We start from the raw sequence: 24,575 nt of genomic DNA on the forward strand, positions 1-24,575 counted from the left end.
CCAGCGGCTGCAGCGCCCTCGTGCCGCCGCCGGGGCGGTCAGGCATGATCAGATCGCAAAAAATCCATCCGTGGACTTTTTGCTTGACGGGGCTCGACGGGCGCGCTCTTCGATCCCCTTACAAATCCTTCGCTTGCCTTCGCAAGCTTCGGATTTGCACGGCACGCCAACGCTGCGATGGTGGTTTCTTGCGAAACCATCAGACATCGGAGTCGCTGCTGTGCGCATCCTCCCGCTCCTCCCCCTCGTCGTCATTCTCGCGCAGGGCGTAGCAGCGCGCGCCGGTCGATTCATAGTAGGTGCGTATCTGCAGCTCGAGGATCAGGCCGATGCCGAAGAGCAGGATGCCGCTGACGATGAGCAGTGAACCGAGCTGGAGCAGCGGCCGGCCGGCCAGATGGACGCCGAAGAGCAGCTTCTCCACCGTCAGCCAGCCGTCGATGGCCAGGCCGGTGGTGCCGGCGAGCAGCCCCAGCCCGCCGAAGAGCTGCAGTGGTCGGTCGGTGAAGCGTTGGAAAAAGGCGACCAGCAGCAGGTCGATCAGCACCCGGACGGTACGGCCAAGCCCGTATTTGCTCCGGCCGTGGATGCGGGGGCGGTGGTGCACCTCCATCTCGCCGATGCGCGCGCCGCGGATGGCGGCGATGGCCGGCAGCATGCGGTGTTGTTCGCCGTAGAGGCGCAGCGCCTTCGCGGTTTCGGCGCGCATCACCTTCAGCGGGCAGCCGTGGTCGTGCAGATCGATGCCGAGCAGTCGGCGGATCAGGGCGTTGGCCATGCGCGACGGGAGCGTGCGGGTGAGCGCATCGTCGGCGCGCCGTCGGCGCCAGCCGTTGACCAGATCGAGCCGGTCGCGTTGCAGCCGTTCCAGCAGCCGGGGGATGTCGGCCGGGTCGGTCTGCAGATCGCCGTCCATATAGGCGACATAACGGCCACGGGCGGCATCGAAGCCGGCCATCATCGCCGCGGTCTGGCCGAAGTTGCGCGCCATGCGCAGCAGGCGCAGACGCGGGTGGTGCCGCCGTGCCCGCTGCATGGCGGTGAAGGTGGAATCATGCGAGCCGTCGTCGATCAGGATGAGCTCGTAGTCGATGCCGGTCAGTGCCGCCTCCACCTCGGCGACCAGCGGCGCGACATTCTCCTGCTCATCGAACAGCGGGACGACGATGGAGAGGTGGCAGCTACACATCGTGGCGGAGGTCGGAATGGATCCCATCGCAACAGGTCCGTCCATGGATTTTTGTCTGACGACGATTGAAGCGCGCGGCCCTCCTCCATGGCCGCGGCGCCGGCGCCTGCAGGGCCGTTGCAACGGATGGAATCGCAAAAAGTCCCTCCGTGGACTTTTTCGCTTCACGGGGATCGAAGAGCGCGGTCCTCGATTCCATTACAAATCCATCGCTTGCTTACGCAAGCTCTTGATTCGCTCGGCACGCCAACGCCGCGATAATGGTTTCTTGCGAAGCCGTCAAAACGAAGAAGCCCTCCACGAGGAAGGGCTTCTCCGCAGTGCGGCGGGCGGGGCTACTGGCCGAAGATCTCGCGCAGCGCCTTCTTCATGGGGGTTCCCTTGCTGCCGGCGGCGCTGCTCGGCAGGAAGCCCAGCGCTCCATCCGGGGTCTTGCAGGCGGTGGCTCCGGACGGGATCTTGCTCTCGCTGTACTTCTCCTGCTTGTCCTTGTGCTCGTCCTTCTTGGACTTGTGCTCGTCCTCGGACTTCTTGGCCTCGTCCTTGGCTTTGTTGGCCTCGTTCTTCAGCTTGCCGTATTTTTCTTCGTTGACGGAGTCTCCGGCATCGTGCGCCTTGTTCTCCAGCTCTTCGTAGTCCTTCTTGTCTTCGTCGGCTTTGTCCTTCTTCTCCTTGGACTTGTTTTCCAGCTCGTTTTCGAAGTTCTTCAGCGACCCCTCATAGGATGCGGCCTGGGTGAAGGCGATGCAGTTTTCGCTGACGATCAGCTCGCTGCTGTCGCTCACCTCCTCCCAGCTGGACTTGTTGTCAGATTTCACTTCGTTGCCGGTCTTGTCCTTGTCGTCCTTCTTGTCGTCGGCGAGCGCCGGGGTGACGCCCAGCGACAGGACGAGCATCAGCGCCGTCAGGATGCGGCCGAGCAGGGTGGCGGATGAGGTTGATGAGGTCATGACGGTTCTCCTTTTCTCTGTGTTTGTCCGACCCGGTTCGGAAACGACCGGTCGGGGCCCGATTGTGATGGCATTTGCCCGACGGCGGCGTATGGACGTCGGGTCGATGCGATGGCGTTTACCCTGCCAGCGGCGGGGTGGGGATGCTGTGTTCCACATCACACCCGGGAGGGCACCTGCGTGCAGTTTGTGGCGAGCGGTGCATGATTTCCCGTCGTTGCAAGGATGTCAATCGATTCCGGACGCGCGCGGTTCCCTTCATCGGATCACCGCGCGCATCAGGTGGAGCGGCTTGCCGTCGACGAAGCCCAGACCGTAGGCGACGACGTGGTAGCGCACATCTTGGCTGCCGTCGTTGTAGCAGCCGTAGGTGGTCGCCGGTGGAGTGCACGGGTTGTTGTCCACATGGTAGTCCTTGTTCTCGTCTCCGGCGGTGACCCAGACGACGGCGCCGTTGGTCGGCACCGCACCGCCGGTTTCCAGTGATGGGGTGATGATGCCCGTGATCTGGTCGATCTCCAGCTTGATATAGCCGTTCAGCCGGCTCTGCAGGTCGGTGGTGATGGCCGACAGGTCGGGGTTGCAGTAGTCCGCCGCACTGCTCACCGGCAGGCAGTTGCTGCTGTCCCAGAAGACGGCGCGGTCGGTGGCGGTGCTGTTGTCGGCTCCGTTGTCCCAGTAGGCGATCACGCCGGTCGGATTGGTCACCGCCGTGAGCCACTCCTCGCGATCCCCGAGCTGCTGATCGTCCGCGGCGCCGGGATTGCCGTCGTCGAAATCGGCGTCGTTGGCCCAGCCCCATCGGATGTAGGAGATGGCGGTTTCGGCGTAGTAGGCCGCCTGCTGGCTCTTGACCGAAGCGGTGCTCTCCTGCTGGACGGTGATGCTGCGGTAGAGCTGGGCCATGCCCAGCAGTGAGAGCAGCGCCAGGAGGATCAGCACCGTCAGGAGGACGAAGCCGTGCTGGCGGGCGGCGGGGAGGAGCATGGAGGGATGGTTCACTGCTGGTTCCTCGGCCAGACGGTGATGCGGGTGGTGAGCAAGTGGCTCTGACGGTCGCGGTCGGTGTAGCTGCCGTAAAGATCGATCTGGTAGGAGCCGTAGCCGTCGGATTGCGCCTGCAGGCCGATGGTGGGATCGATGTTGCGGATCAGCTCCTGGCAGCCGTCGGATTCGTTCGGCCGATCCCAGCAGATGCAGCCGCTGGTGCTGCTGCACCCCAGCTTGAACCAGCCGTTGTCGGCCTGCAGCGTGTTGCAGTCGACCGGCGGAAAATCGCTGGTGGAGTCCATCGGCTGGTAGAATACCTTGCCGGAGCAGTGGGTGTAGACATCCTTGGCCAGGCGCAGCTCCGAGCGGATGATCTGTCCGGCAAGCTGCAGGTCGGCGATCATCTCCAGCCGGCTGCGCTCCTCGCTGTTGACCTTGCTCTGCGAGACGAAGAGGCCGACGACGCCGGCGATCACCACCAGGCCGATCACCATCGATGCCAGCAGCTCCACCAGGGTGAAGCCGGCGGCGGGTGGCGTGGCCGTTTCCACCCGCCGCTGCATGCGCCGCCCTACGGCCGCGATGCCGCCGGACATCAGTAGGGCTTCTCCGTGGCGTGGGTCAGCACCACCGAATGGCTCGTCTGTTTGTGATCCCAGGTGACCGTCACGATCTTCTCCTTGGGATAGAGGCCGATGCCGTCATCGCTGCGGCTCCAGCCGGCGGCGCAGTCGGTGGTATCCAGCTTGAACAGGCCCCGGTCGGTGCCGGCATAGACCACCGAACCGTCCGCCTTGACGGCGACGCTGTAGACCCGCAGGTCAGGCTTGTAGTCGAGGCCGGCGGCGGGGAAGTTGTTGGAGCTGCACAGCTCCACATAGACGCCGTCCCGGGCGGTGGCGGCGACCACCTTGCCGTTGCTGTCGATAGCGATGTCCAGGATCTTCTTGCCGTTGGCGTTGGCATGGTCGGTGTGGTTCCAGCTGGCACCGTGGTCGGTGGTGGTGGAGATGCCGTCGCTGGTGCCGGCGAGCAGTGTGCCCGATCCGCTGTCGTAGGCGAGCGCATAGACGTCGGTCGAACCGGCCGGGGCGGTGGCCATGGTCGACCAGCTGCTGCCGCCGTCGGTGGTGAAGCGGATGCCCTGATCGGTGCCGGCGTAGGTGTAGCCGTCGCTGGCGGCGACCAGGGCGTAGACGGTGTAGGGGTCGCTGTTGCTGCCCAGCACGCTGCTCCATGAGACGCCGCTATCCAGGCTCTTGAAGACGCCGCCGTAGTTGACATTGGTGTAGACGTCGAGCCCGGCGTAGAGGGTGCCGCTGCTGTCGGTGGCCACACTCAGTACGTTGGCTTCGCTCGGCAGCGCCGTGCTGCCACTGCCCGGGATCTGCTGCCACGATCCCCCCCAATCGGTGTTGGCCATGGCGTAGCTGTCGCTGCCCGCCACCACCACGGTGGCGCTGCTGTCGTACTGGGTCAGGTCGTTGATGGTGGTGTAGCCGGTGGGGTTGATCCGGCTCCAGGTGGCACCGGAGTCGTTGCTTTCGAAGATGCCGTAGCCCCCTGTTCCGGCGTAGAGGTGGGTGTTGTCGTTCTTGTCCACCAGCAGCGCCCCGATGCGCAGGCCGGCGTAGAGATCGGCGGTGGTAGGGCTGCCGGAGAGGGCCGGCTGCAGCGGCGCCTGCATGTTCGCCGTGGAGATGGTGATGGTGAAGAGGGTCTGCACCTCCTTGGAGATCATGGTGCAGGTCTGGCTGCCGCTGGTGGTCAGCGTGATGGTGCCGTTGGTGCATTCGAGCGCCGGCAGGGTGTCGCTGCTCGATGCCTGCCAGCTCTCGATCACGTCCATCGCCAGGTGGGTGGCGGCGATCCGCTCGCGCGCCAGGGTGTCGTTGCCGAGCGAAGAGATCGTGCCCTGTGAGACGGCGAGCACCCCGACGGAGGCGATGACCATGGCGACCATCACCTCGGCCAGGCTGAAGCCGCGGCTGTGCGTCACGGGCATGGCGAAGGAGGGGTGGCTTCGTAGACGCGGCCGATGACGTTGAGGGTCAGCTTCCGGCAGCGCGTGCCGTCGGAGAGGGTGATGCTGCCCGCTTTGACGGTGCCGCGGCTGGAGAAGGTCACCCCGCCGGTCAGGCTGCCGGTGGTGGAGAGGGCGATGGTGCCGCCGAAGCTGTTCATGTCGACCACCCGTTTCTTGCTGCCGTAGGGATCGAAGGTATAGCTGCCGCTGTCGATGGCCACCGCCACCGAGCGGCTTTCGGAGACGGCCAGGTGGCGCGCCTGCTTGAGATGGGACATCAGGGTGTTGGTGGCGCCGGAGAGGTTCATCCGAGCGCGCAGGCTCTGGTAGGCGGGGACGGCGACGCCGGCGATGATGCCGACCACGGCCAGGGCGACCACCATCTCGACCAGCGAGAAACCCGCTTGCCACCGGCGAACGGGTCGCCGTAGTGTTGGCGCGATGAAGTGGCTGTTGTCCATGGTCAAATTCACGGTGGTCGTCCTGTTGCTGACTGTGACGGCCGTCACAATAGGTTACCTCTACTTTTCGCGCAACCTGCCGCAGTTGACCAGGCTGGCCGATTACCAGCCGCCGCTGGTCAGCCGCGTCTTCAACGACCGCGGCGAGCTGCTGGCCGAATATGCCGACGAACACCGCATCCTCACCCCGCTGGCGCGCATTCCGCTCCGCCTGCGGCGCGCCTTCCTCGCCGCGGAGGATGCCCACTTCTATCAGCATCCGGGGATCAACCCGGCGAGGATCTTCGCCGCCGCCGTGGCCAACTTCAAGGCCGGGCGCACCGTGCAGGGGGGCTCGACCATCACCCAGCAGGTGGCCAAGAACTTTCTGCTCACCTCCGAGCGCTCCTACAGCCGAAAGATCCGCGAGCTCATCCTGGCCGAGCGGATCGAGCACCGATTGAGCAAAGACGAGATCCTCTATCTCTATCTCAACCAGATCTATCTCGGCCGCGGTGCCTACGGGGTGGCCTCCGCCGCATGGCGCTATTTCGGCAAGCGACTCGACGAGCTGACCCTGGCGGAGTGTGCACTGCTCGCCGGCCTGCCCAAGGCCCCCGGCCGGTATGCGCCGCACATCAACCCCGGTGCGGGCGGTCGCGCGGCGCAACTGGGTGTTGCGGCAGATGGCCGCCGACGGCTTTGCCTCCCCCGAGGAGGTGGCCAGAGCGCAGCGGGAGCCGATCCACCTGGCGCCGGTGCCGCGAAACCGGCTCGACAACGCTTACGGCCACGCCATCCTGCAGGCGCTGGAGCGGCGTTTCGGCCGCAACACCCTGCGTCGGCAGGGGCTGACGGTGCTGGTTCCCTATCGTGACGAGGCCGAGCGTGCCGCCAGGCGGGCGGTGCGCGAGGGGGTGCTGGAGATCGAGCAGCGCCAGTTCTATCGCCCGCCCGAACATCTGCCGCCGGAGCAGCGCGACGGGATGTTGCGCCGATGGGCGGCGGCGCCCCCCTGGGGAGAGGATGGGGTGCCGCAGCCGTGGGAGTTGGCCCCGGCGCTGGTTGTGCGCATCGATGACGATGGCGGGATGGAGGTGCATGACGGCGTGCATCGCTGGCGGTTGCCTCCCGTCCATTGGCAGTGGCAGAAGCCCGAGGCGGATGGGATGCAGCAGCCGGCTGACGATGCGCCGCGTACATGGCGGGTGGGGGATGAGGTCTGGCTGCAGGGAACGGCGAAGGGGGGGGTGCGGCTGACCCAGTACCCGTCGGTGCAGGCGGCGCTCTACAGCCTCGATCTGCGTGACGGCACCGTGCTGGCGCGGGTCGGCGGCTTCGACTACAGATTCGGCGGGTTCGACCGGGTCAGCCAGGCCAGGCGTCAGCCAGGCAGCGCCTTCAAGCCGCTGCTCTATGCCACCGCGCTCGAGCAAGGGTTGACCCCGGCGACGATCGAGATGGATACCCCGCTGGTCTTCGCCCAGCAGTCGGCGGAGCAGTTCTGGCGGCCGGAGAACTACCGCAACCGCTTCGCCGGGCCGGTCACCCTGCGCAACGCGCTGGAGCATTCGCGCAATCTGGTGGCGGTCAAGGTGCTGCAGCAGATCGGTGTGGAACGCTTCCGCGCCAAACTGGCGCAGTTGCCGTTCGACCGCGACTTCCCGGCTCAGCTCTCGCTGGCTCTGGGGGCGACCGAAGTGACGCTGGAGGCGCTTACCCGCGCCTATGCGGTGTTGGCCAAGGGGGGGCGCAAGTGGCGTCCGGTGACCATTCGTCAGGTGCAGGATCGCAACGGCAGGACGCTCTACCGGGCGCTGGCCGGCTTCCGCTGTCAGGTCTGTCACGCCGATCCGGTGCTTGCGGTGACGCCGGAGATGAGGCCGGCGGAGCAGCTCTTCGACCGCGTCGACGCCTTCCTGATCACCAACATGATGAAAGGGGTAATCGAGCGTGGCACGGGACGCCGCGCCCGGGCGCTCCATCGGCCCGCCGCCGGCAAGACCGGCACCACCAACAAGCAGGTGGATGCCTGGTTCATGGGCTTCACGCCGCAGATCCTCACCGGCGTCTGGACCGGCCGCGACACCCCGACGAGCATGGGGCGGCATGAGACCGGCGCCCGGGCCGCGCTTCCCATCTGGCTGCGTGCGATGCAGGCGTTTCATCGCGGCCTGCCCAAGCGCGATTTCGTTCCCCCTCCCGGGGTGGAGTGGGTGGCGATCGACCCCAAGAGCGGCAAGCGGGCCACGGAGCAGACCCCCCACCCCTTCCTTGAGGCCTTCCGTATCGGGACCGCGCCCGAGGCGGAGGCGGGTGGGGAGGAGGGGGGCGGGGAGGGCCACGACGGCTTCCTCCAGTCCGATCTGTGATGGTTTCGCAAGAAACCATCATCGCGACCAGGACGGTCGCGCAAAGGCCGAAGCTTGCGTATGCAAGCGACGGTTTTGTACGGGAATCGAAGATCGCGCTCTTCGATTCCCGTCGAGCAAAACGTCCACGGACGGACGTTTTGCGATTTCATCGCCTGTGATGGTTTCGCAAGAAACCATCATCGCGTCCGTGGACGTGTTGCTTGACGAGGCGGGTGGTGTGCGCTTCGATTCCCGTCGAGCAACGCGTCCACGGACGGACGTTTTTGCGGTCTGATCATGTCGGATAGAGCATCAGTGATCGCCGCGCTGGCCGCCGGTGCGGAGCTCTCCGGTCGGTCGCTCGCCGGTCTCGATCTCCATGGCGCACCTCTTGGCAACGCACGGCTGGCCGGTGCCGATTTGGCCGGGTGCGATCTGCACGGCGCCGATCTGCGTGGGGCCGATCTCACCCGCTGCAATCTGCAGGGGGCCGATCTGCGCGGTGCCGATCTGCGCGATGCCGATCTGCGCTACGCCAATCTGAGCGGGGCCGACCTCTCCGGCGCCCGGCTGCGTCGGGCCAACCTCACCGGCGCGATCCGGTTGGGGTGTCGGCTGGACAAATGGGCGCTCAAACACGCCTGGATCGCCGGCGACAGCGCCCCTGTGGGGGCGTGATCCCGGCACGATGACCTCCCGGACCGCGAGGGGCGGGGAGAAAGAGGCGGCGCGCGCCTCCTTTCCGTTGCATGAGGAGCGTCCGCTCTGCAGCCCACGGGAGGAGGTGATCCTGCGTCTGCTCTGCCGCCCGCTTCCATCGCTGGCCGGGGAGGACCCGGAGGCGCTCTCCCGGGCCACCGGCGGGCAGATCGATCCGGAGCGCTGCGCGGAGCTGATCCGGGCGGTGGAGATCGCCGCCCTGCCCGGTTTGGGGAGCTGGATCGCCCGCCTGATGGCCGAAAGCGGTCTGAGCGCGGAGGATCTGCGGCGTCTGTCGGCGGCGGAGGTGGTGGCGCGGATCCATCTCCGCACGGGCTATCCCGTCTGCAACGATGCCACGGTGGAGGCATTGGCCCGTATGCAGCGGGAGTGGCGCGCGATGGGGGGTGTTGGATGATGGTTTCGCAAGAAACCGGCAGCCGCGGCCGGAAGGGTCGGGCAAAACGTCCACGGACGGACTGGTTGCGCTGTGGTGTGAAGGATGCAAGGGACAGGTGAAACCTTCCTGGTGACCGGCGGTGCCGGGTTCATCGGGTCCAATCTGGTGGCGGCGCTGACGGCCCGCGGCAACACCGATGTGGTGGTGGTCGACGACTTCTCCTCGGGCGACTGGCGCAACCTGCGTCCGTTCGACTGCGAGCTGCGCGCCGCCGATTGCGACGATGCCGGGCTGTTGCAGGAGATCGCCGACGGTCGCTTTACGGCGGTGTTCCACGAGGCGGCGATCACCGACACCACGGTGATGGACCAGCGGCGCATGATCGAGGTCAACACCAACGCCTTCGCCCGGCTGCTCGAGGCGACCGCCCGCTCCTCCACCCGCCTGATCTACGCCTCCTCCGCCGGGGTGTACGGCAACACTCCGGCGCCCAACCGCGTTGGTACGGGTGAGGAGCCGGAGAACATCTACGGCTTCTCCAAGCTGGCCATGGATCGTATTGCGGCCCGCTGGTACGACCGCCATCCGTCGGTGGTCATCGGTCTGCGCTATTTCAACGTCTACGGCCCGGGCGAACACCACAAGAACGAACGTGAAGGCAACAAGACCGCCTCGATGATCCTGCAGCTCTACCGGCAGATCCGGGAGGGGCGCCGGCCGCGACTGTTCAAGTACGGCGAGCAGCGGCGCGACTTCGTCTACATCCGTGACGTGGTGGCGGCCAACCTGGCGGCGCTCGCCGCGCCGCGATCGGGGGTGTGCAACATCGGCTCGGGCCGGTCGCGCTGCTTCAACGAGGTGGTGGAGGCCCTGTGCGCGAGCATGGGGGTCGACGTCGAGGTGGAGTATTTCGACAATCCGTACCGCTTCTACCAGAACCACACCGAGGCCGATATCGCGCCGACGGTGGAGCTGCTCGGCTGGCGGCCGAAATGGTCGCTCGAGGAGGGTGTCGCCGACTACGTGGCGATGCTGGGGCAGGGGCGTTGCGCGCCGTGCGGCGTATGAGTGCGTCGCTGCGCCGTCTGCTGATCGCGGGGCTGTCGCTGCTGCCCGTTGCCTGCATCAAGACACCGGTGCAGCAGGGCAACGTGCTGGATGCGGCGAAGGTGTCGGCGATCGCGGTCGGCGACACACGCTTTCGTGTGGAGACGCTGCTCGGCACACCCGTGCTCGAGGATCGGCTCCATCCGAACCGGGCGGTCTACGTCCAGTCCTACGAAGATGAGGCGACCGGCACGTTGCGCAACCGCCGGGTGGTGGTGATCTACGACAAGTCGCTGCGCGTGGCCCGCATCATCCGGGAGATGGGCGATGAGGGAGGGGATCGCGGTCGGGCAGAGCAGTAGCCGTCCCGGCCTTCCCGTGCTCATCGGCCTGATGGGCTGCGGCAAGAGCAGCATCGGGCGTCGGCTGGCCCGGGCACTCGGCTCTCCGCTGATCGATCTCGACGACGAGATCGTGCGCCGTGCCGGGATGACCATCCCGGAGCTCTTCGCCCGCGATGGGGAAGCCGCGTTTCGTGCGCTGGAGCAGGAGGCGCTGACCCGGGTGCTGCAAGAGCCGGCGGTGATCGCCACCGGCGGCGGGGTGGTCGAGCGAGAGGCCAACCGCCGCCTGTTGCGCCAGGCGCGGCGGCCGGTGGTCTGGCTGAGAGCCTCCCCCCCCTTTCTCGCCGCCCGCATCGCCGGAGACCGCAACCGCCCGCTGGTCGCCGACGGCGATGCGCTAACGACCCTGCAGCGGCTGGCGGAGCGGCGCGATCCGCTCTACGCCGCCTGCGCCGATCTCGTCATCGATCGGGAAGGGATGAAGAAGAAGGCGATCGTCGCGGAGATCCTCCGTCGGCTGGAGCTGGAGCCGGTCGGTCGGGGGGGGTGACGGGACCCTTCCCCCCCCGTTTCGTTCCGTCGGAGGCGAGGCTGCGCAGCAGGCGGATCTCCTCCGGCCAGATCTCCGGATCGATCGTCTCCAGGATCAGCGGCATGTCGTCAAAACGGGGGTCGTTCATGATGAAGCGGAACACCTCCAGCCCCAGATGCCCCTGTTCGAGCGAATGGTGGCGGTCGACACGCGAGCCGAAGGCGGCCTTGCTGCCGTTGAGGTGCATGCCCCGTAGGTAGCCGAAGCCGACGATTCGGTCGAAGGCGTCGAAGGTGGCGCGGCAATCCTCGGCCGTGCGCAGGTCGTAACCGGCGGTGAAGGTGTGGCAGGTGTCGATGCAGACCCCGACGCGTGATTTGTCCTCCACCCGTGCGATGATCTCGGCCAGGTGCTCGAAGCGGTAGCCGAGGTTGCTCCCCTGGCCGGCGGTGTTCTCGATCACCGCCGTGACGCCGTCGCAGCGTTCCAGCGACCAGTTGATCGATTCGGCGATCAGCGCCAGGCACTCCTCCTCGCTGATCTTGCGCAGGTGGCTGCCGGGATGAAAGTTGAGCAGCGGCAGGCCCAGCTGGCGGCAGCGCTCCAGTTCGTCGAGGAAGGCGTCGCGGGACTTCTGCCGTGCCGCCGGGTCGGGGTGGCCGAGGTTGATCAGGTAGCTGTCGTGCGGCAGCACGTGGCGTGGATCGATGCCCGTCAGCTCCATGTTGGCGTGGAAGGCGTCGATCGAGGCGGCGGTAAGCGGCGCCGCCTTCCACTGGCGCTGGTTCTTGGTGAAGAGCGCGAAGGCGTCGGCACCGATCCGGGCGGCGTTGAGCGGTGCCTGCTCCACCCCTCCCGCGGCGCTGACATGGGCTCCTACGTGTTTCATGTTTCCATCCCGCAGCTTCCTCCATGGACGGTCGGCCCGAGGGCGATCGACAAGCGCGATGTTCCGGCCGCACGCACGACCCGAACGGTCGGCCTGCATACGCCGTCGGGATCCTTCTCTCGTGCGGCCCTCCGTGGCCGCCTCGCTCCTGCTACTTGCTGGTCAGGTTGTGCACCCCGTCCCAATCGTCGGGCGGAGGATGCTGCAGCAGGGCGCGAACCCGTGCGATCATCACCTGGTAGAGGCCGTCCTGCGGCCCCTGCGGCGGCCAGTGCCGATCCATCTCTTCGAAGGCGGCCAGCGCCGCGGCGAAGTCGCGTTGTTGCATCAGCTCCCATGCCTTCCGGTAGCGCTCGTCGCGCGCCACCTCCTCCGGGTCGACCCGGTCCTGCTCGGCGATCGGCTGCAACAGGTCCACCGGGGTGGAACGGCCCACCACCCGGACCCGGTCGATGAAGCGGCAGAAGATGCGGTCGGCGATCATCGCGTGGGTGTTGTCGCTGATCAGGATCGGCACCCGGTATTGCTTGGCCACCCCCTCCAGCCGGGCGGCCAGGTTCACGTGGTCGCCCATCATGGTGTAGTTCATGCGGCTCTCCGCCCCCATGTTGCCCACCACCATCGGGCCGCTGTTCAGCCCGATGCGGACGTTGACCTCCGGCAGCCCCGCGGTGCGCCACTTCCCGCGCATCTCCTTGAGCGCCCACTGCTGCTCCAGCGCCGCCATGGTGCACTGGTAGGCGTGATCCTCCATCGGAATCGGGGCGCCGAAGAAGGCGATCACCGCATCACCCTCGTACTTGTCGATGGTGCCGCCGCGATCGAGGATGATGTTGCTCATCGCCGAGAGGTACTCGTTGAGGAAGGCGACCAGCTGCGTCGGGGTCATCTGCTCCGAGAAGGTGGAGAAGGAGGCGATGTCGGAGAAGAAGGCGGTCAGCACCCGCTCCTCCCCGCCCAGCTGCAGCATGTCGGGATTCTTGGCCAGGCTCTCAACCAGTTCGGGGGCCAGATAACGGGAGAAGGCCTCGGTGATGAAGGAACGCTTGCCCGCCTCGACCACATATTCCAGCAGGGTGGTGGGCACGGTGGTCATCAGCACGCCGAGGATCAGGTAGGTCACCTTGACCCACAGATGGTGGGCGGTGAAGGCGTAGAAGGCCCCCCATGCGATCAGCGCCGGCACGACGATGATCACGCCGCTCTGGAAGATGGCGCTGCGCCGGCGCACCAGCCAGCCGAGCAGCAGGCTGAGGATAAAGGTGGCGGCCAGCTCGTTGACCTCCAGCCATGCGGGGCGTTCGATCGCCTCGTCGTGCAGGATGTTGTTGATGGCGGCGGCGTGGTTCTCCACCCCGGGGAACTTCTCGTCGAACGGGGTGGGCCGCATGTCGAAGATGCCGATGGCGGTGGCGCCGAAGAGCACCAGCGCATCCTTGAACAGCGACGGGTCGGCCCTCCCGGCCAGCACGTCGGCCGCCGGCACGTGGGTGAAGGTCATGCCCGGGCCGTAGTGGTTGAGCAGCATGGCGCCGCTGGCATCGGTGGGGATGATGTGGTCGCCGAGCGATACCCGGGTGACGCCGGTTACATCGGCGGAGACCTTCATCGGCGCGTGATCGAGGTAGATGGAGAGGGTCTGCATGCCGAGGTTGGGCAGTACCAGCCCGTCGCGCTGGGCCATCAGCGGCACCTTGCGCACCATGCCGTCCTGATCGGGGAAGAAGTTGAAGAACCCTTCGGCATCGACCACCGACGAGAAGCGCTGCAGGTTGCCCTCGATCGCCGCGATGCGCGGAATCATCGCCGCCCCACCCTTGGCGATGTCGGAAGTGAAGGCGGAGGCCGAGGCGATCCACATCTCGTCCTCCAGCTTCCTTTTGGCCGCCTCGGGGGCGTCGTCGTCGCTGCTGTAGAAGAAGTAGCCGGCGGCGATCTTGTCGTGGTATTTGGTGAAGACCGCCTCCAGCGCCCCGTCGACGTCGCCCAGCGGCTGGTGCCGGACGAGCCACGCCGCGGCGTAGGGGTCGATCTGCTGACTCTGCTGCATCATGCGCAGCGCCTCGGTCAGCGGGTTGCGCTGTTGCTCCGAGAAGATGATGTCGAAGCCGAGCGCTTTGGCGCCGTACTGACCGAGCACGCGGTCGACGATGGCCGCGATCTTGTCACGCGACCAGGGCCAACGCCCCACCTCGGTCACCGAGGCGTTGTCGATCGCCAGGACGACGATGTGCGGATCGTGTGGAATCGGCCCGCGCAACACGAAGCGCTCATCCAGCGTCCTGCGTTCGATGTTCTCCAGGAAGTCGGGTTGCATCAGGGCGAGCAGCAGCGCGACGACGGCCATCACCACCACCAGCGGCATGCCGAGCCACCGCTCGTACCGCTCGATGAACTCGGTGACACGCTTCAGCATGGGGGAGGCACCCGTCGCGCCGATCCGTCACCCATGCACGCGCCATCCGCGATGGCGGTGGTCCGGCCCGGGCGGGCATCGCAGAGGGGGTGTCTCATCGGGGTGCATCCGGATCCGCTCCTTGCGCGCCGGTTAGGCCAGCGGGTTGCCGGGCCGCTGCCATGGGATGCGGCCGCGTGATTCGGCCGCCACGCGCATGACGACGCCGAGCGCGGTCAGCATGGTGATCAGCGCCGATCCACCGTAGCTGACGAAGGGCAACGGTACCCCGACCACCGGCAACAGTCCACAGACCATACCGATGTTGACGAAGACGTAGATGAAGAAGATCGCCGCCACCCCGCCGCAGAGTAGCGCGCCGAAGCGGGTGTGGGCGCGGGCGGCGATGATCAGGATGCGGACGATGATCCATGCGTAGAGTGACAGCAGCAGCAGGGAGGCGATCAGCCCCCCCTCTTCGGCAAGCACGGCGAAGATGAAGTCGGTGTGCTGTTCCGGCAGGAAGTGGAGCCGGTCCTGGGTTCCGTGGAGGAATCCCTTGCCGGCGATGCCGCCGGAGCCGATGGCGATGGTCGACTGGATCACATGGTAGCCGGCGCCGAGCGGGTCGCTCTGCGGGTCGAGGAAGGTGCGCACCCGCTGCCGTTGATAGTCGTGCATGTTGTTCCACAACAGCCACAGACAAAACGGGCTGGCCGCGATCAGCCCGAGCAGCCAGCGCCAGCGGAATCCGCTCAGGAGCAGCATGGCCATCCCCTCCATCAGGATGACCAACGCGGTGCCGAGGTCGGGCTGGCCAATCACCAGCGCCACCGCCGCCGCGATCGCCAGCGTGGGCAGCCACAGCGTGTGCGGCTCGTCTGCCGGGCGGCCGGCGAACCACCAGGCGAGCATCATGGCCAACGTCCATTTGACCAGCTCTGAGGGCTGCAGCCGCAGCGGGCCGAGCACCAGCCAGCGGCGCGCGCCCATGTGGAGATCCCCGATCCATGGCACCAGGGCCAGCAACAGCATGGAGAGGAGGAACGCCGGCCAGACCGCCAGCGCGATCATCCGCAGCGGCACCATGGCGGCACACCCCATCGCCGTCAGCCCGACCACCCAGAAGAGGAGCTGGCGCCACCAGATGGCGTGATCTCCCTGATGGACGGCCGAATAGAGGGTGGCCAGCCCCACCAGCGCCAGTATGAGCAGCGGCGGCAGCAGCCAGGGGTCGGGCCGGAGGATCGTGCGCGTCGTCATCGTGCCTTCCGTCCGGGCAGCCCCGGGTGGTCGCGGAAGTAGCGGTCGACGATCGCCCGGGCCACCGGTGCCGCGGCGCTGCCGCCGTGGCCGCCGTGTTCGATGAAGATGGCGAAGGCGATGCGCGGAGCATCGAAGGGGGCGAATCCCATGAACCAGGCGTGGTCGCGCTCCGCGAAACGGACGGTGCCGCGGCGCGGTTTACCGCGGGCGTCGCGCCGGGTGTGTACCACCTGGGCGGTGCCGGTTTTCCCCGCGACGACGATCCGCGCGCCGAGGAAGGCCGTGTGGGCGGTGCCGTGCGGAGCGGAGACCACACGGTGCATGGCGCGACGCACATAACGGAGATGACGTGGATCGATGGCGATGCGGCGGACGATCTGCGGTGCGGAATCGGCCAGCAGGGTGGGGCGCAGCAGCTTGCCGCCGTTGGCGATGGCCGCGGCCAGCCGGGCGATCTGGATCGGGGTGGCGGTCACCCGCCCCTGGCCGATGGCGGTGATCATCGTCTCGCCCTGATACCAGCGGCGGCGGGCCATCCGGGGCGTGGCGCCGGGGAAGTAGCCGCGGGCCTCCGCCGGCAGTTCCACTCCGGTGGGGGCGCCGAGCCCCCACTCCTGCGCCGTCTGGCGCATGCGGGAGATGCCCAGCGCCTCGCCGAGGTGGTAGAAATAGATGTCGCACGATTCGGCGATCGCCCGGGTCAGGTTGATGGTGCCGTGGCCGCTCTTCTTCCAGCAGCGCAGGGTGCGGTCGGCGAGCTCGATGTGGCCGCTGCACTGGTCGGTGGCGCGTGCCAGCGGAATGTGATGTTCCAGCCCGGAGATGGCGGTGATCAGCTTCATGGTCGAGGCCGGCGGATAGGCGGCCTGGATGGCACGGTCGAGCAGCGGGTTGCGGGGATCGTCCCGCAGCCTCCGCCAGGCTGTCGGGGTCATCCCGGTGATGAAGGCGTTGGGATCGAACCCCGGCTTGCTGAGCAGCACCAGCAGGCGGCCGCTCTCCACCTCGAGCACCACCACCGCGCCGGTACGCCCGCCCAGTGCGTGGGCGGCGGTCTGCTGCAGCCGGAGATCGATGCTGAGCCGCAGATCCCGCCCATCCTGTGGCGGGGTGCGCAGCAGGGTGCGCAGGCGGCGGCCGTGGGCGTCGACCTCTTCGATGCGGTAGCCCGGTTTGCCGCGCAGTCGCTGCTCCATGGTGCGCTCCACACCGCTGCGCCCGACATACTCTCCGCTGTGGTAGCCGCGGCGCAGATCCTCGGCGCTGGCGACGGCGAGGTAGCCGACGGCGTGGGCGGTGAGGGGGCCGAGGGGATAGACCCGCAGGCTGGATGCGGTCACCTGGATGCCGGGCCAGTGGTGCTGGCGGCTGGCGATGGGGGCGGCCTCGGGCCAGGAGAGCTTGTCCTGCAGCAGGACCGGACGGTCGGGGCGGCTGCGGGCGATCCGCCGGCGGATCCTCTTCAGGCGCCGCTCCGACCAGTGCAGCGCCCCGGCGAGGTAGTTCAGGGTGGCATCGAGCCGCTCCACCCGTTCCGGGATCAGCTCCAGCCGGTAGCCCGGCCGGTTGTCGGCCAGCACCACACCGTTGCGGTCGAGGATACGGCCGCGCACCGGCAGCTCGGGCAGGATGTCCATGCGGTTGCGATCCGATTCGAGCAACAGGCCGGCATGCTGCATCCACTGCAGATAGAGCAGTCGCCCGCAGAGCAGCAGCAGCAACAGCGCCATCGCGCCGGCGGCGACCCACAGCCGGAGGATGAAGCCCTTGCGCAGCCGGCGTTGCTCCTGTGGCGGTTTCATCGGATGATGGAATGGCAAAAAAGTCCCTCCATGGACTTTTTGCTTGACGGGAATCGAAGGGCGCGCTCTTCGATTCCCTTACAAATCCATCGCTTGCTTACGCAAGCTCTTGATTTGCGCGGCCCTCCATGGCCGCGATGATGGTTTCTTGCGAAACCATCATTCGATGGCGTCGGGCGCCGGAGAGGGCGGTGGCGCCCCCCGTTGCCCGGTGTGCTCCCGGTCGCGGATTCCGTGCCATAGGGGAATGGCGAAGAGCAGCGACAGGGCGATGGCGCGCGGGGACCATCCCTCCGCGGCCAGGGGCGTGGCGGCCACGATCACCATGAGTAGCCGCTGGGGCAGGGCGGGGCCGCTCTGCCGGTCGATGTACAGCACCAGGAGCAGCCCGATCGCGACGGCGGGAAGGAGGAGGGGGCGCGCTTCCTGGTAGAGCAGCAGATCGTGGAGCAGCAGCAGGGGGAGTGCCCACAGCCAGTGGTGGCGGCGGGCGGCGAGGGCGGCGACCGCCACCGCCCAGCCCCAATCGGGGACGACGATCGTCGGCGGGGTGATCAGATTGAGCAGGATACCGGCCAGCGCCGGCAGCGCCGGGAGGAGGGGGGTCATGGCGGCGGGGTGCGGCCTGTGGAGCGCGGAGGCGGGGCGATGCGGTGGGCGACGGCCAGCCAGCGGTGGGACGGCCAGCGACCCGTCGGTCGGGCACGGATGTCGATGAACATGGAGCCGGGAATCGGGCGCACGGAGGTGATGCGTGCCGCCGGGATCCCCGAGGGGAGCAGGTCGCCTGCGCCGCTGGTGTAGAGCAGTTCCCCGACGGCGGGTTGCTGCGTCCGGTCGGCCAGCTCGACGTGCAGGGCGTCGCGGTCGCCGCGCAGCAGGGCGTGCAGCCTCCCGCTCCGGTCGGTCACCGGAACGGCCAGCGATCCATCGAGGATGGTGCGTACCACGGCGAAGCCCGCATGGGCCTCGCTCACCAGCCCGACCAGTCCGTCGGAGGTGACCACGGTGTCGTCGACGGCCACTCCCCTGGCGTCGATCAGCAGGCGACGATGGGATGCGTCGGGGGAGTAGGCCAGGGCGTGGGCGGTGATCCAGCGGTACCCGTCGAGCGGGGGGAGCGCCAGCAGCCGGCGCAGCGCCCGGTTTTCCTGCCGCAGGTGGTGCAGCTCCCCCATCAGCGCGGCACGTTGTCGCTGCGCTTCGCGGCTGCGCTGCAGCAGTACGATCAGCCGCTCCTGGCGCTGCCACCATAGGTGGAGCCGTTCGACCAGCCGTATCGGTTGTTGCAGGGCGTCGACCAGCGGTGCGATCCGCAGCAGCAGCGCTCCCTGCGGCAGGAGGTGGTAGAGCAGCAGCAGGGTGAGGAGGATGCCTGCGGGCAGAAGGGGGTGGAGCCGCCTCATGGGGTGGCGCTCCGCATCGCGCCGACAAGGCTGTTCACGGGCTGCGGATCAGGGCGGAGCGATCTTCCGGCGCCGGCCTTCTGCGGGCTTGTCATGCGGCAGGATCAGGCGGCGCTGCCGCGCCTCACTCGTCGTAGAGCACCCCTTTCATTCGGTCGAGCTCCTCCAGCACCATGCCGCTGCCGAGCACCACACAGTTGAGCGGTTCGTCGGCGACGGTCACCGGCAAGCCCGTCTCCTCGCGCAGCAGCTGGTCGAGCCCGCGCAGCAACGCCCCGCCGCCGGTGAGCATGATCCCCTGGTCGACGATGTCTGCGGCCAGCTCCGGAGGGGTCCGCTCCAGGCAGACCCGTACCCCCTCGACGATGGCGTTGACCGGCTCGCTGATCGCCTCCAGCACCTCGCTGTCGTCGAGCAGGAGGTTTTTCGGCACACCGTTGATCAAATCGCGCCCCTTGACCTCGACCTGCCGCCGCTCCTCCATCGGATAGGCGCTGCCGATCTCGATCTTCAGCTTCTCCGCGGTCGACTGGCCGATCAGCAGGCTGTATTTGCGCCGCAGGTGGTTGACGATGGCGTCGTCCATCTTGTCGCCCCCCACCCGCACCGAGCGTGAGTAGACGATCCCGCCGTAGCTGATCACCGCGATCTCGCTGGTGCCGCCGCCGATGTCGACCACCAGCGAGCCGGAGGCCTCGGTCACCGGCAGGCCGGCGCCGATGGAGGCGGCCATCGGCTCCTCGATCAGGAAGACCTCGCGCGCGCCGGCGGAGAGCGCCGACTCGCGGATGGCGCGCCGTTCCACCTGGGTCGAACCGTAGGGGATGCAGATGACGATGCGCGGGGCGATCCCCCAGCTACGCTTGTGCACCTTGCGCAGGAACTGCTTGAGCATCTCCTCGGTGACCACGAAATCGGCGATCACGCCATCCTTGAGCGGGCGGATCGCCTCGATCGACGCCGGGGTGCGGCCGAGCATCTGCTTGGCGTCGGCGCCGACCGCCAGCACCTTGCGCGGATGGCGGGCGTCGCCGTTGTGTACGGCGACCACCGAGGGTTCGTTGAGCACGATGCCTTCGCCGCGGACGTAGATCAGCGTGTTGGCGGTGCCCAGATCGATGGAGATGTCGCGGGAGAAGAAGCCGAAAAGGGATTGGAGCATACGGCCCTCGAGCGTGGTGGTGGGATCGTACCGTGCTGCACGGGACGGGGCGAGGTTAGTTTCTCTCCCTGTGTTGTAAAGCGCCCGGCGGCGCGCTTTTTGACAATGCGGGCGGTTGTTTCAGCCTTGGCCCGATGCGGACGATCTCCCACCGGTGGCCGGGTGGATCCCCGGGCGGATCCTCGTGTCGCGCCGTGTGGCGGGCGGCGATGCTGTTCCTGCTCTGCTGGCTGGGCGGCTGCGCCACCGCGCAGAACCAGTACGATCCGCTCGAGCCGGTCAATCGGCTCTCCGACAGGTTCAACACGGTGATCGACAAGCTCACCCTGGAGCCGACCGCACGCGGGTACGGCCGGGTGACGCCCGGGCCGATCCGCACCATCGTGAGCAACTTCTTCGACAACAGCACCTACATGAACGTGGTGCTCAACGACTTCCTGCAGGGCAAGGGGAGGCAGGGGGGCGCCGACCTTCTCCGCTTCCTGGTCAACACCACCCTGGGGGTGGGCGGGCTGTTCGATCCGGCCAGCGGGATCGGTCTGGTCAAGCACGACGAGGATCTGGGGCAGACGTTGGCCGTCTGGGGGGTGCCGCAGGGTGGCTATATCGTCTACCCCTTCTTCGGCCCCAATTCCTACCGCAACACGCCCGATTTCATCACCGCCACCGCCACCGACGTGCTCTTCTGGCTTTCGCTCTACGCCGCGCCGTCGGTGACCGTGCCGCTGACCGTGCTCAAGGCGATCGACAAGCGCTATCGGCTGTTCGAGGCGGCCAACCTGCGTGACGAGATGGCGCTTGATCCCTACATCTTCACCCGCGAGGCGTGGCGCCAGCATCGCGAATACCTGATCTACGACGGCGCACCGCCGCACCGGCCCGCCCGGGACGACTGGGAGGAGGACGACTGGGAGGAGGATGGCGGCGACGGCTGACCGCCCGCCACCGCCCCGACGGCGGGCGGGTTAACCCTCTGATGCAGGCAGCATGCGCACGCCGCCGCGGTCGGCGCTGGTGGTCATCGCCGCATAGGCGAGCAGCGACTTGGAGACCACACGATCGCGTGCCAGCGGCCGCCAGGCGTCCGCCCCCTTCGCCTCCATCGCGCGGCGGCGGGCGGCGAGCGTGGCGTCGTCGACCATCAGCGTGATCGTCCGTTGCGGGATGTCGATGGCGATGGTGTCGCCCTCCTCGATCAGGGCGATGGCCCCTCCTTCGGCCGCCTCCGGCGAGATGTGGCCGATCGACAACCCGGAGGTGCCGCCGGAGAAGCGGCCGTCGGTGATCAGCGCGCACGCCTTGCCCAACCCCTTCGATTTGAGGTAGCTGGTCGGGTAGAGCATCTCCTGCATCCCCGGCCCGCCGCGCGGCCCCTCGTAGCGGATCACCACCACGTCGCCGGCGACGATCTCATTGCCCAGGATCGCTTCCACCGCCGCCTCCTGGCTTTCGAAGATGCGTGCCCGGCCGGTGAAGGTGAGGATCGAAGGGTCGACGCCGGCGGTTTTGACGATGCAGCCGCGCTCGGCGATATTGCCGTAGAGCACGGCCAGCCCCCCATCCTGCGAATAGGCGTGCTCGCGGTCGCGGATGCAGCCGCCCGTACGGTCGAGATCGAGCGTCTCGTAGCGCGCATCCTGCGAGAAGGGTTCCAGATTGGGGCGGTTGCCGGGGGCGGCGCGGTAGAAGCGCTTCGCCTCCGCATCGCCATGGGTCACATCCCACTTGCGCAGCCCCTCGGCCAGCGGCCCGGAGACCGTCTCCACATCGCGATGCAGCAGGCCGGCGCGGTCCAGCTCGCCCAGGATGGCGTAGACGCCACCGGCGCGGTGGACATCCTCCAGGTGGTAGAGTCGGGTGGAGGGGGCGACCTTGCACAGGTTGGGTACCCGGCGGGAGAGACGGTCGATGTCGGCCATGGTGAAGTCGACCCCCGCCTCCTGGGCGATGGCCAGCAGATGGAGCACGGTGTTGGTCGAGCCGCCCATGGCGATGTCGAGCATCATCGCGTTCTCGAACGCCTCCTTGCTGCCGATGGAGCGCGGCAGGTGCGATGGATCCTCCCGTTCGTACCACGCCTTGGCATTAGCCACGATCTGGCGCGCCGCGCGCAGGAAGAGTTCTCTGCGGTCGGCATGGGTGGCTACCAGCGTGCCGTTGCCCGGCAGCGCCAGCCCCAGCGCCTCGGCCAGGCAGTTCATCGAGTTGGCGGTGAACATGCCCGAGCAGGAGCCGCAGGTCGGGCAGGCGGCGCGCTCCACGGCGGCCACCGTGGCGTCGTCCACCCGGTCGTCCCCGGCGACGATCATGGCATCGATCAGATCGAACTTCCGCTCCTCGCCGTCGATGGTCGCCTTGCCCGCCTCCATCGGCCCGCCGGAGACGAAGATCGCCGGGATGTTGAGCCGCATCGCGGCCATCATCATCCCCGGGGTGATCTTGTCGCAGTTGGAGATGCACACCAGCGCATCGGCGCAGTGGGCGTTGCACATGTACTCGACCGAATCGGCGATGATCTCGCGGCTGGGCAGCGAGTAGAGCATGCCACCGTGGCCCATGGCGATGCCGTCGTCGATGGCGATGGTGTGGAACTCCTTGGCCACGCCGCCGGCTGCCTCGATCTCCCGCGCCACCATCTGGCCGAGATCCTTGAGGTGGACATGGCCGGGGACGAACTGGGTGAAGGAGTTGGCGATGGCGATGATCGGCTTGCCGAAATCCTCCTCCCTGGTGCCGGTGGCGCGCCACAGGGCGCGGGCGCCGGCCATGTTGCGGCCGTGGGTGGAGGTGCGGGAACGATAGGCGGGCATGGGCGGCTCCTTGGCTTATTGCTTGTTTGCGTGGATGGTCCCGACGGTCGAATCCAGAGACGGCAGCCTTGATCGGAACGCAACACGTCCCTCCATGGACGTTTTGCTTGACGGGGATCGAAGGGGGCGGTCTTCGATCCCCTCACCAATCCTTCGCTTGCGTCCGCAAGCTTCAGATTTGCGCGGTCAGGATACCGTCAAAGCGCGGCGTGCGACCCGTCGCAGAAGGGTGGATTCTTGCTCCGCTTGCACTGGCACAACGCCACGGTCTGCTTCTCGCTGATCTCGAACGGCTGCGGGGTGAAGCTGCTCCCCTGATGGGCGCCGTCGCAAAACGGCTGATTGGCCGACTTGCCGCAGCTGCACCAGTAGTAGGTGCCCGGCTCCAGCTCCATGACGGCCGGTTCCCTGGCCGCGATCACTGCTTCTTCACTCATGTTCAAACCCCCTGGATTGGCAGTTGGAAATCTCGGCCCGTCACCGACGGACGCCTTCGATGGAGAAGAACAGCCGCACCTCGTCGGAGACCGGACCGAGCTTGGGCGCAAACGGCATCTTGTAGTCGGCCAGGTGCAATACAGCGTGGCCCTCGAAACCACGGCGGAATCCGCCCCACGGATCCTTGCCCGCGCCGATCTGCTGCACTGCGATGTCCACCGGCTTGGTGATGCCGCGCAGGGTCAGCTTGCCGTGGATCACGCCGCGCCCACCACCGCGGTCCTCATAACCGGTGCTGACATAGGTGATTTTGGGGTACTTCGTCACGTCGAAGAAATCGGGGCTGCGCAGATGCTTGTCACGCTCGGCGTGGTTGGTGTCGATACTGGCGGCGTCGATGGTCACACGCACTTTGTTGTGCTCAGGATGGTTGGCGTCGAAAGTGAAGCTGCCGTCGAACTTGCGGAAGCCGCCCAGAATCCAGCTGTAGCCCAGATGCTTGACCTTGAACTGGATGAAGGCGTGCTGCCCCTTGGTGTCGATGGCGTACTCCTCGGCCGTGGCCGTGGCGCTCACGGCGGCGGTCAGCAGCAGCGCCGGAATCCAGCGCTTCCAGAAGCGGTGTAAGGCTCTGTTCATGGTGATACCTCCTCGGTGGTCGTGTCGTGGTGTCGGGCCAGCCCCAACATGCGCAACAGAGTGTCGTCGCGGTTGATCCAGTGGTGTTTCATCGCCGCTGCGGCATGAAAGCCTGCCAGCACCACCACCGCCCATGCAAGATAGCGGTGGATAGCGCCGATCAGGTCGGCGCTGTGCGCATCCAGCGTGGTCAACGCCGGAACGGTGGCCACGCCGAACAACGCGATGCCCGCCCCCTTCGCGGTCGGAATCAGGTAACCGGTGGCCATCAGCGCGAAGAGCAGCAGGTAATGCAGCCGATGGACCAGCCGCGCCAGGATGCATTCCCACGGCGCACCGCGCGGCTCCGGCAGCGGATTGGCCAACCGCCACAGCCAGCGGATCAGCAACACCAGCAGTAGCACCATGCCGACCGACTTGTGCAGCTCGGGGGCGGCGTGGTACCAGCGATCGTAGTAGCCGAGCGTGCGCATCCACACCCCGAGGCCGAACATGCCGAAGATGGCCACCGCCATCAGCCAGTGCAGCAGGATGGCGACCAGTCCGTAGGCATGACGGCTGTTGCGCAGCGGCAGCAGGCCCATCCCCGAATGGTGCGGCCCGGGCGGGTGAATGTCAAACGGATTTGTTCATTCTTCACCGGCCGGGGATACCCCCTGCTACGGCGCCGGGTTGGGATGTCGGCGGTGGATGGCCTCGATGCCGTCCAGCACGGCGGCGGGAAGCCGGAGATCGATGCTGGCGATGTTGCGTTCCAGTTGGGCCATGGTCGTGGCCCCGATCAGCACCGAGGTGAC

At 67.2% G+C, this 24,575-nt stretch carries 24 protein-coding genes and 1 pseudogene; 7 read left to right on the forward strand and 18 right to left on the reverse strand.

Features of this window, described 5'->3' with window-relative positions; translation table 11 throughout:
• Nucleotides 1-199: 199 nt before the first annotated feature.
• The 6 genes from D6682_06610 to gspH all read right to left on the reverse strand — a co-directional run bounded on the left by D6682_06610 (nucleotide 200) and on the right by gspH (nucleotide 5,616).
• Nucleotides 200-1,189, reverse strand: coding sequence for a glycosyltransferase (locus D6682_06610; GenBank protein ID RMH50538.1), 990 nt, complete (start codon nucleotides 1,187-1,189; stop codon nucleotides 200-202).
• A 335-nt stretch (nucleotides 1,190-1,524) separates the two neighbouring features.
• The gene (locus tag D6682_06615) at nucleotides 1,525-2,139 is read right to left on the reverse strand and encodes a hypothetical protein (protein ID RMH50517.1); all 615 of its coding nucleotides are present in this window, start codon (nucleotides 2,137-2,139) and stop codon (nucleotides 1,525-1,527) included.
• A 258-nt stretch (nucleotides 2,140-2,397) separates the two neighbouring features.
• Complete coding sequence (locus D6682_06620) at nucleotides 2,398-3,126, reverse strand: hypothetical protein (GenBank protein RMH50518.1); 729 nt, start codon at nucleotides 3,124-3,126, stop codon at nucleotides 2,398-2,400.
• A gap of 11 nt (nucleotides 3,127-3,137) precedes the next feature.
• Complete coding sequence (locus tag D6682_06625) at nucleotides 3,138-3,725, reverse strand: prepilin-type N-terminal cleavage/methylation domain-containing protein (protein RMH50519.1); 588 nt, start codon at nucleotides 3,723-3,725, stop codon at nucleotides 3,138-3,140.
• Entirely contained in the window at nucleotides 3,725-5,134 is a 1,410-nt protein-coding gene (locus D6682_06630) for a prepilin-type N-terminal cleavage/methylation domain-containing protein (GenBank protein ID RMH50520.1), read from the reverse strand. Before D6682_06630 ends, D6682_06625 begins: the two co-directional genes overlap by 1 nt.
• A complete protein-coding gene (gene gspH / locus D6682_06635) occupies nucleotides 5,125-5,616 on the reverse strand; it encodes a type II secretion system protein GspH (GenBank protein RMH50521.1) in 492 nt (163 codons plus the stop codon). Before gspH ends, D6682_06630 begins: the two co-directional genes overlap by 10 nt.
• Between gspH and D6682_06640 the strand changes: the two are divergent.
• From D6682_06640 to D6682_06665, 6 genes and pseudogenes are all read left to right on the forward strand, one after another.
• Nucleotides 5,615-7,967: pseudogene (locus D6682_06640) on the forward strand (PBP1A family penicillin-binding protein). The gene gspH and the pseudogene D6682_06640 sit on opposite strands and share 2 nt — an antisense overlap.
• A 279-nt stretch (nucleotides 7,968-8,246) precedes the next feature.
• Nucleotides 8,247-8,627 carry a pentapeptide repeat-containing protein gene (locus D6682_06645; protein RMH50522.1) on the forward strand — a complete coding sequence of 127 codons (381 nt, stop codon included), beginning with the start codon at nucleotides 8,247-8,249 and terminating at the stop codon, nucleotides 8,625-8,627.
• Nucleotides 8,628-8,637: 10 nt separating this feature from the next.
• Nucleotides 8,638-9,066 (forward strand): hypothetical protein, encoded by a 429-nt coding sequence (locus D6682_06650; GenBank protein RMH50523.1) that lies wholly within the window; start codon nucleotides 8,638-8,640, stop codon nucleotides 9,064-9,066.
• A gap of 84 nt (nucleotides 9,067-9,150) precedes the next feature.
• Complete coding sequence (rfaD, locus tag D6682_06655) at nucleotides 9,151-10,116, forward strand: ADP-glyceromanno-heptose 6-epimerase (GenBank protein RMH50524.1); 966 nt, start codon at nucleotides 9,151-9,153, stop codon at nucleotides 10,114-10,116.
• Entirely contained in the window at nucleotides 10,041-10,457 is a 417-nt protein-coding gene (locus D6682_06660; GenBank protein RMH50525.1) for an outer membrane protein assembly factor BamE, read from the forward strand. The genes rfaD and D6682_06660 overlap by 76 nt, the downstream gene beginning before the upstream one ends.
• The gene (locus tag D6682_06665) at nucleotides 10,423-10,989 is read left to right on the forward strand and encodes a shikimate kinase (protein RMH50526.1); all 567 of its coding nucleotides are present in this window, start codon (nucleotides 10,423-10,425) and stop codon (nucleotides 10,987-10,989) included. Before D6682_06660 ends, D6682_06665 begins: the two co-directional genes overlap by 35 nt.
• Here D6682_06665 and D6682_06670 read toward each other — a convergent pair.
• From D6682_06670 to D6682_06700, 7 genes are all read right to left on the reverse strand, one after another.
• The gene (locus D6682_06670) at nucleotides 10,901-11,860 is read right to left on the reverse strand and encodes a deoxyribonuclease IV (GenBank protein RMH50527.1); all 960 of its coding nucleotides are present in this window, start codon (nucleotides 11,858-11,860) and stop codon (nucleotides 10,901-10,903) included. The two genes, D6682_06665 and D6682_06670, sit on opposite strands and share 89 nt — an antisense overlap.
• A gap of 151 nt (nucleotides 11,861-12,011) precedes the next feature.
• On the reverse strand, nucleotides 12,012-14,276 hold the full coding sequence (locus D6682_06675; protein ID RMH50528.1) for an adenylate/guanylate cyclase domain-containing protein: 2,265 nt from the start codon (nucleotides 14,274-14,276) through the stop codon (nucleotides 12,012-12,014).
• A 132-nt stretch (nucleotides 14,277-14,408) separates the two neighbouring features.
• Nucleotides 14,409-15,518 carry a rod shape-determining protein RodA gene (rodA, locus tag D6682_06680; protein ID RMH50529.1) on the reverse strand — a complete coding sequence of 370 codons (1,110 nt, stop codon included), beginning with the start codon at nucleotides 15,516-15,518 and terminating at the stop codon, nucleotides 14,409-14,411.
• Nucleotides 15,515-17,323 (reverse strand): penicillin-binding protein 2, encoded by a 1,809-nt coding sequence (gene mrdA, locus D6682_06685; GenBank protein ID RMH50530.1) that lies wholly within the window; start codon nucleotides 17,321-17,323, stop codon nucleotides 15,515-15,517. Before mrdA ends, rodA begins: the two co-directional genes overlap by 4 nt.
• 159 nt (nucleotides 17,324-17,482) lie before the next feature.
• A complete protein-coding gene (locus tag D6682_06690) occupies nucleotides 17,483-17,932 on the reverse strand; it encodes a hypothetical protein (GenBank protein ID RMH50531.1) in 450 nt (149 codons plus the stop codon).
• Nucleotides 17,929-18,729, reverse strand: coding sequence for a rod shape-determining protein MreC (locus D6682_06695; GenBank protein ID RMH50532.1), 801 nt, complete (start codon nucleotides 18,727-18,729; stop codon nucleotides 17,929-17,931). The genes D6682_06690 and D6682_06695 overlap by 4 nt, the downstream gene beginning before the upstream one ends.
• A 124-nt stretch (nucleotides 18,730-18,853) precedes the next feature.
• The gene (locus D6682_06700) at nucleotides 18,854-19,891 is read right to left on the reverse strand and encodes a rod shape-determining protein (GenBank protein ID RMH50533.1); all 1,038 of its coding nucleotides are present in this window, start codon (nucleotides 19,889-19,891) and stop codon (nucleotides 18,854-18,856) included.
• Nucleotides 19,892-20,100: 209 nt separating this feature from the next.
• Between D6682_06700 and D6682_06705 the strand changes: the two genes are divergently transcribed.
• Nucleotides 20,101-20,826, forward strand: coding sequence for a VacJ family lipoprotein (locus D6682_06705; GenBank protein ID RMH50539.1), 726 nt, complete (start codon nucleotides 20,101-20,103; stop codon nucleotides 20,824-20,826).
• Nucleotides 20,827-20,856: 30 nt separating this feature from the next.
• On the opposite strand, the gene D6682_06710 is transcribed toward D6682_06705, so the two are convergent.
• The 5 genes from D6682_06710 to D6682_06730 all read right to left on the reverse strand — a co-directional run.
• Nucleotides 20,857-22,701, reverse strand: a complete 1,845-nt coding sequence (locus tag D6682_06710) for a dihydroxy-acid dehydratase (GenBank protein ID RMH50534.1) — start codon at nucleotides 22,699-22,701, stop codon at nucleotides 20,857-20,859.
• Nucleotides 22,702-22,898: 197 nt separating this feature from the next.
• Nucleotides 22,899-23,138 carry a CDGSH iron-sulfur domain-containing protein gene (locus D6682_06715; GenBank protein RMH50535.1) on the reverse strand — a complete coding sequence of 80 codons (240 nt, stop codon included), beginning with the start codon at nucleotides 23,136-23,138 and terminating at the stop codon, nucleotides 22,899-22,901.
• A gap of 40 nt (nucleotides 23,139-23,178) precedes the next feature.
• Nucleotides 23,179-23,778 carry a YceI family protein gene (locus tag D6682_06720; GenBank protein ID RMH50536.1) on the reverse strand — a complete coding sequence of 200 codons (600 nt, stop codon included), beginning with the start codon at nucleotides 23,776-23,778 and terminating at the stop codon, nucleotides 23,179-23,181.
• Entirely contained in the window at nucleotides 23,775-24,353 is a 579-nt protein-coding gene (locus tag D6682_06725) for a cytochrome b (protein ID RMH50540.1), read from the reverse strand. The genes D6682_06720 and D6682_06725 overlap by 4 nt, the downstream gene beginning before the upstream one ends.
• Before the next feature lie 84 nt (nucleotides 24,354-24,437).
• On the reverse strand, nucleotides 24,438-24,575 hold a 138-nt coding region (locus D6682_06730), incomplete at its 5' end, for an aldo/keto reductase (protein RMH50537.1).

It is taken from the genome of Zetaproteobacteria bacterium, from assembly GCA_003696765.1.
In the GTDB taxonomy this organism is placed as follows: domain Bacteria; phylum Pseudomonadota; class Zetaproteobacteria; order Mariprofundales; family J009; genus RFFX01.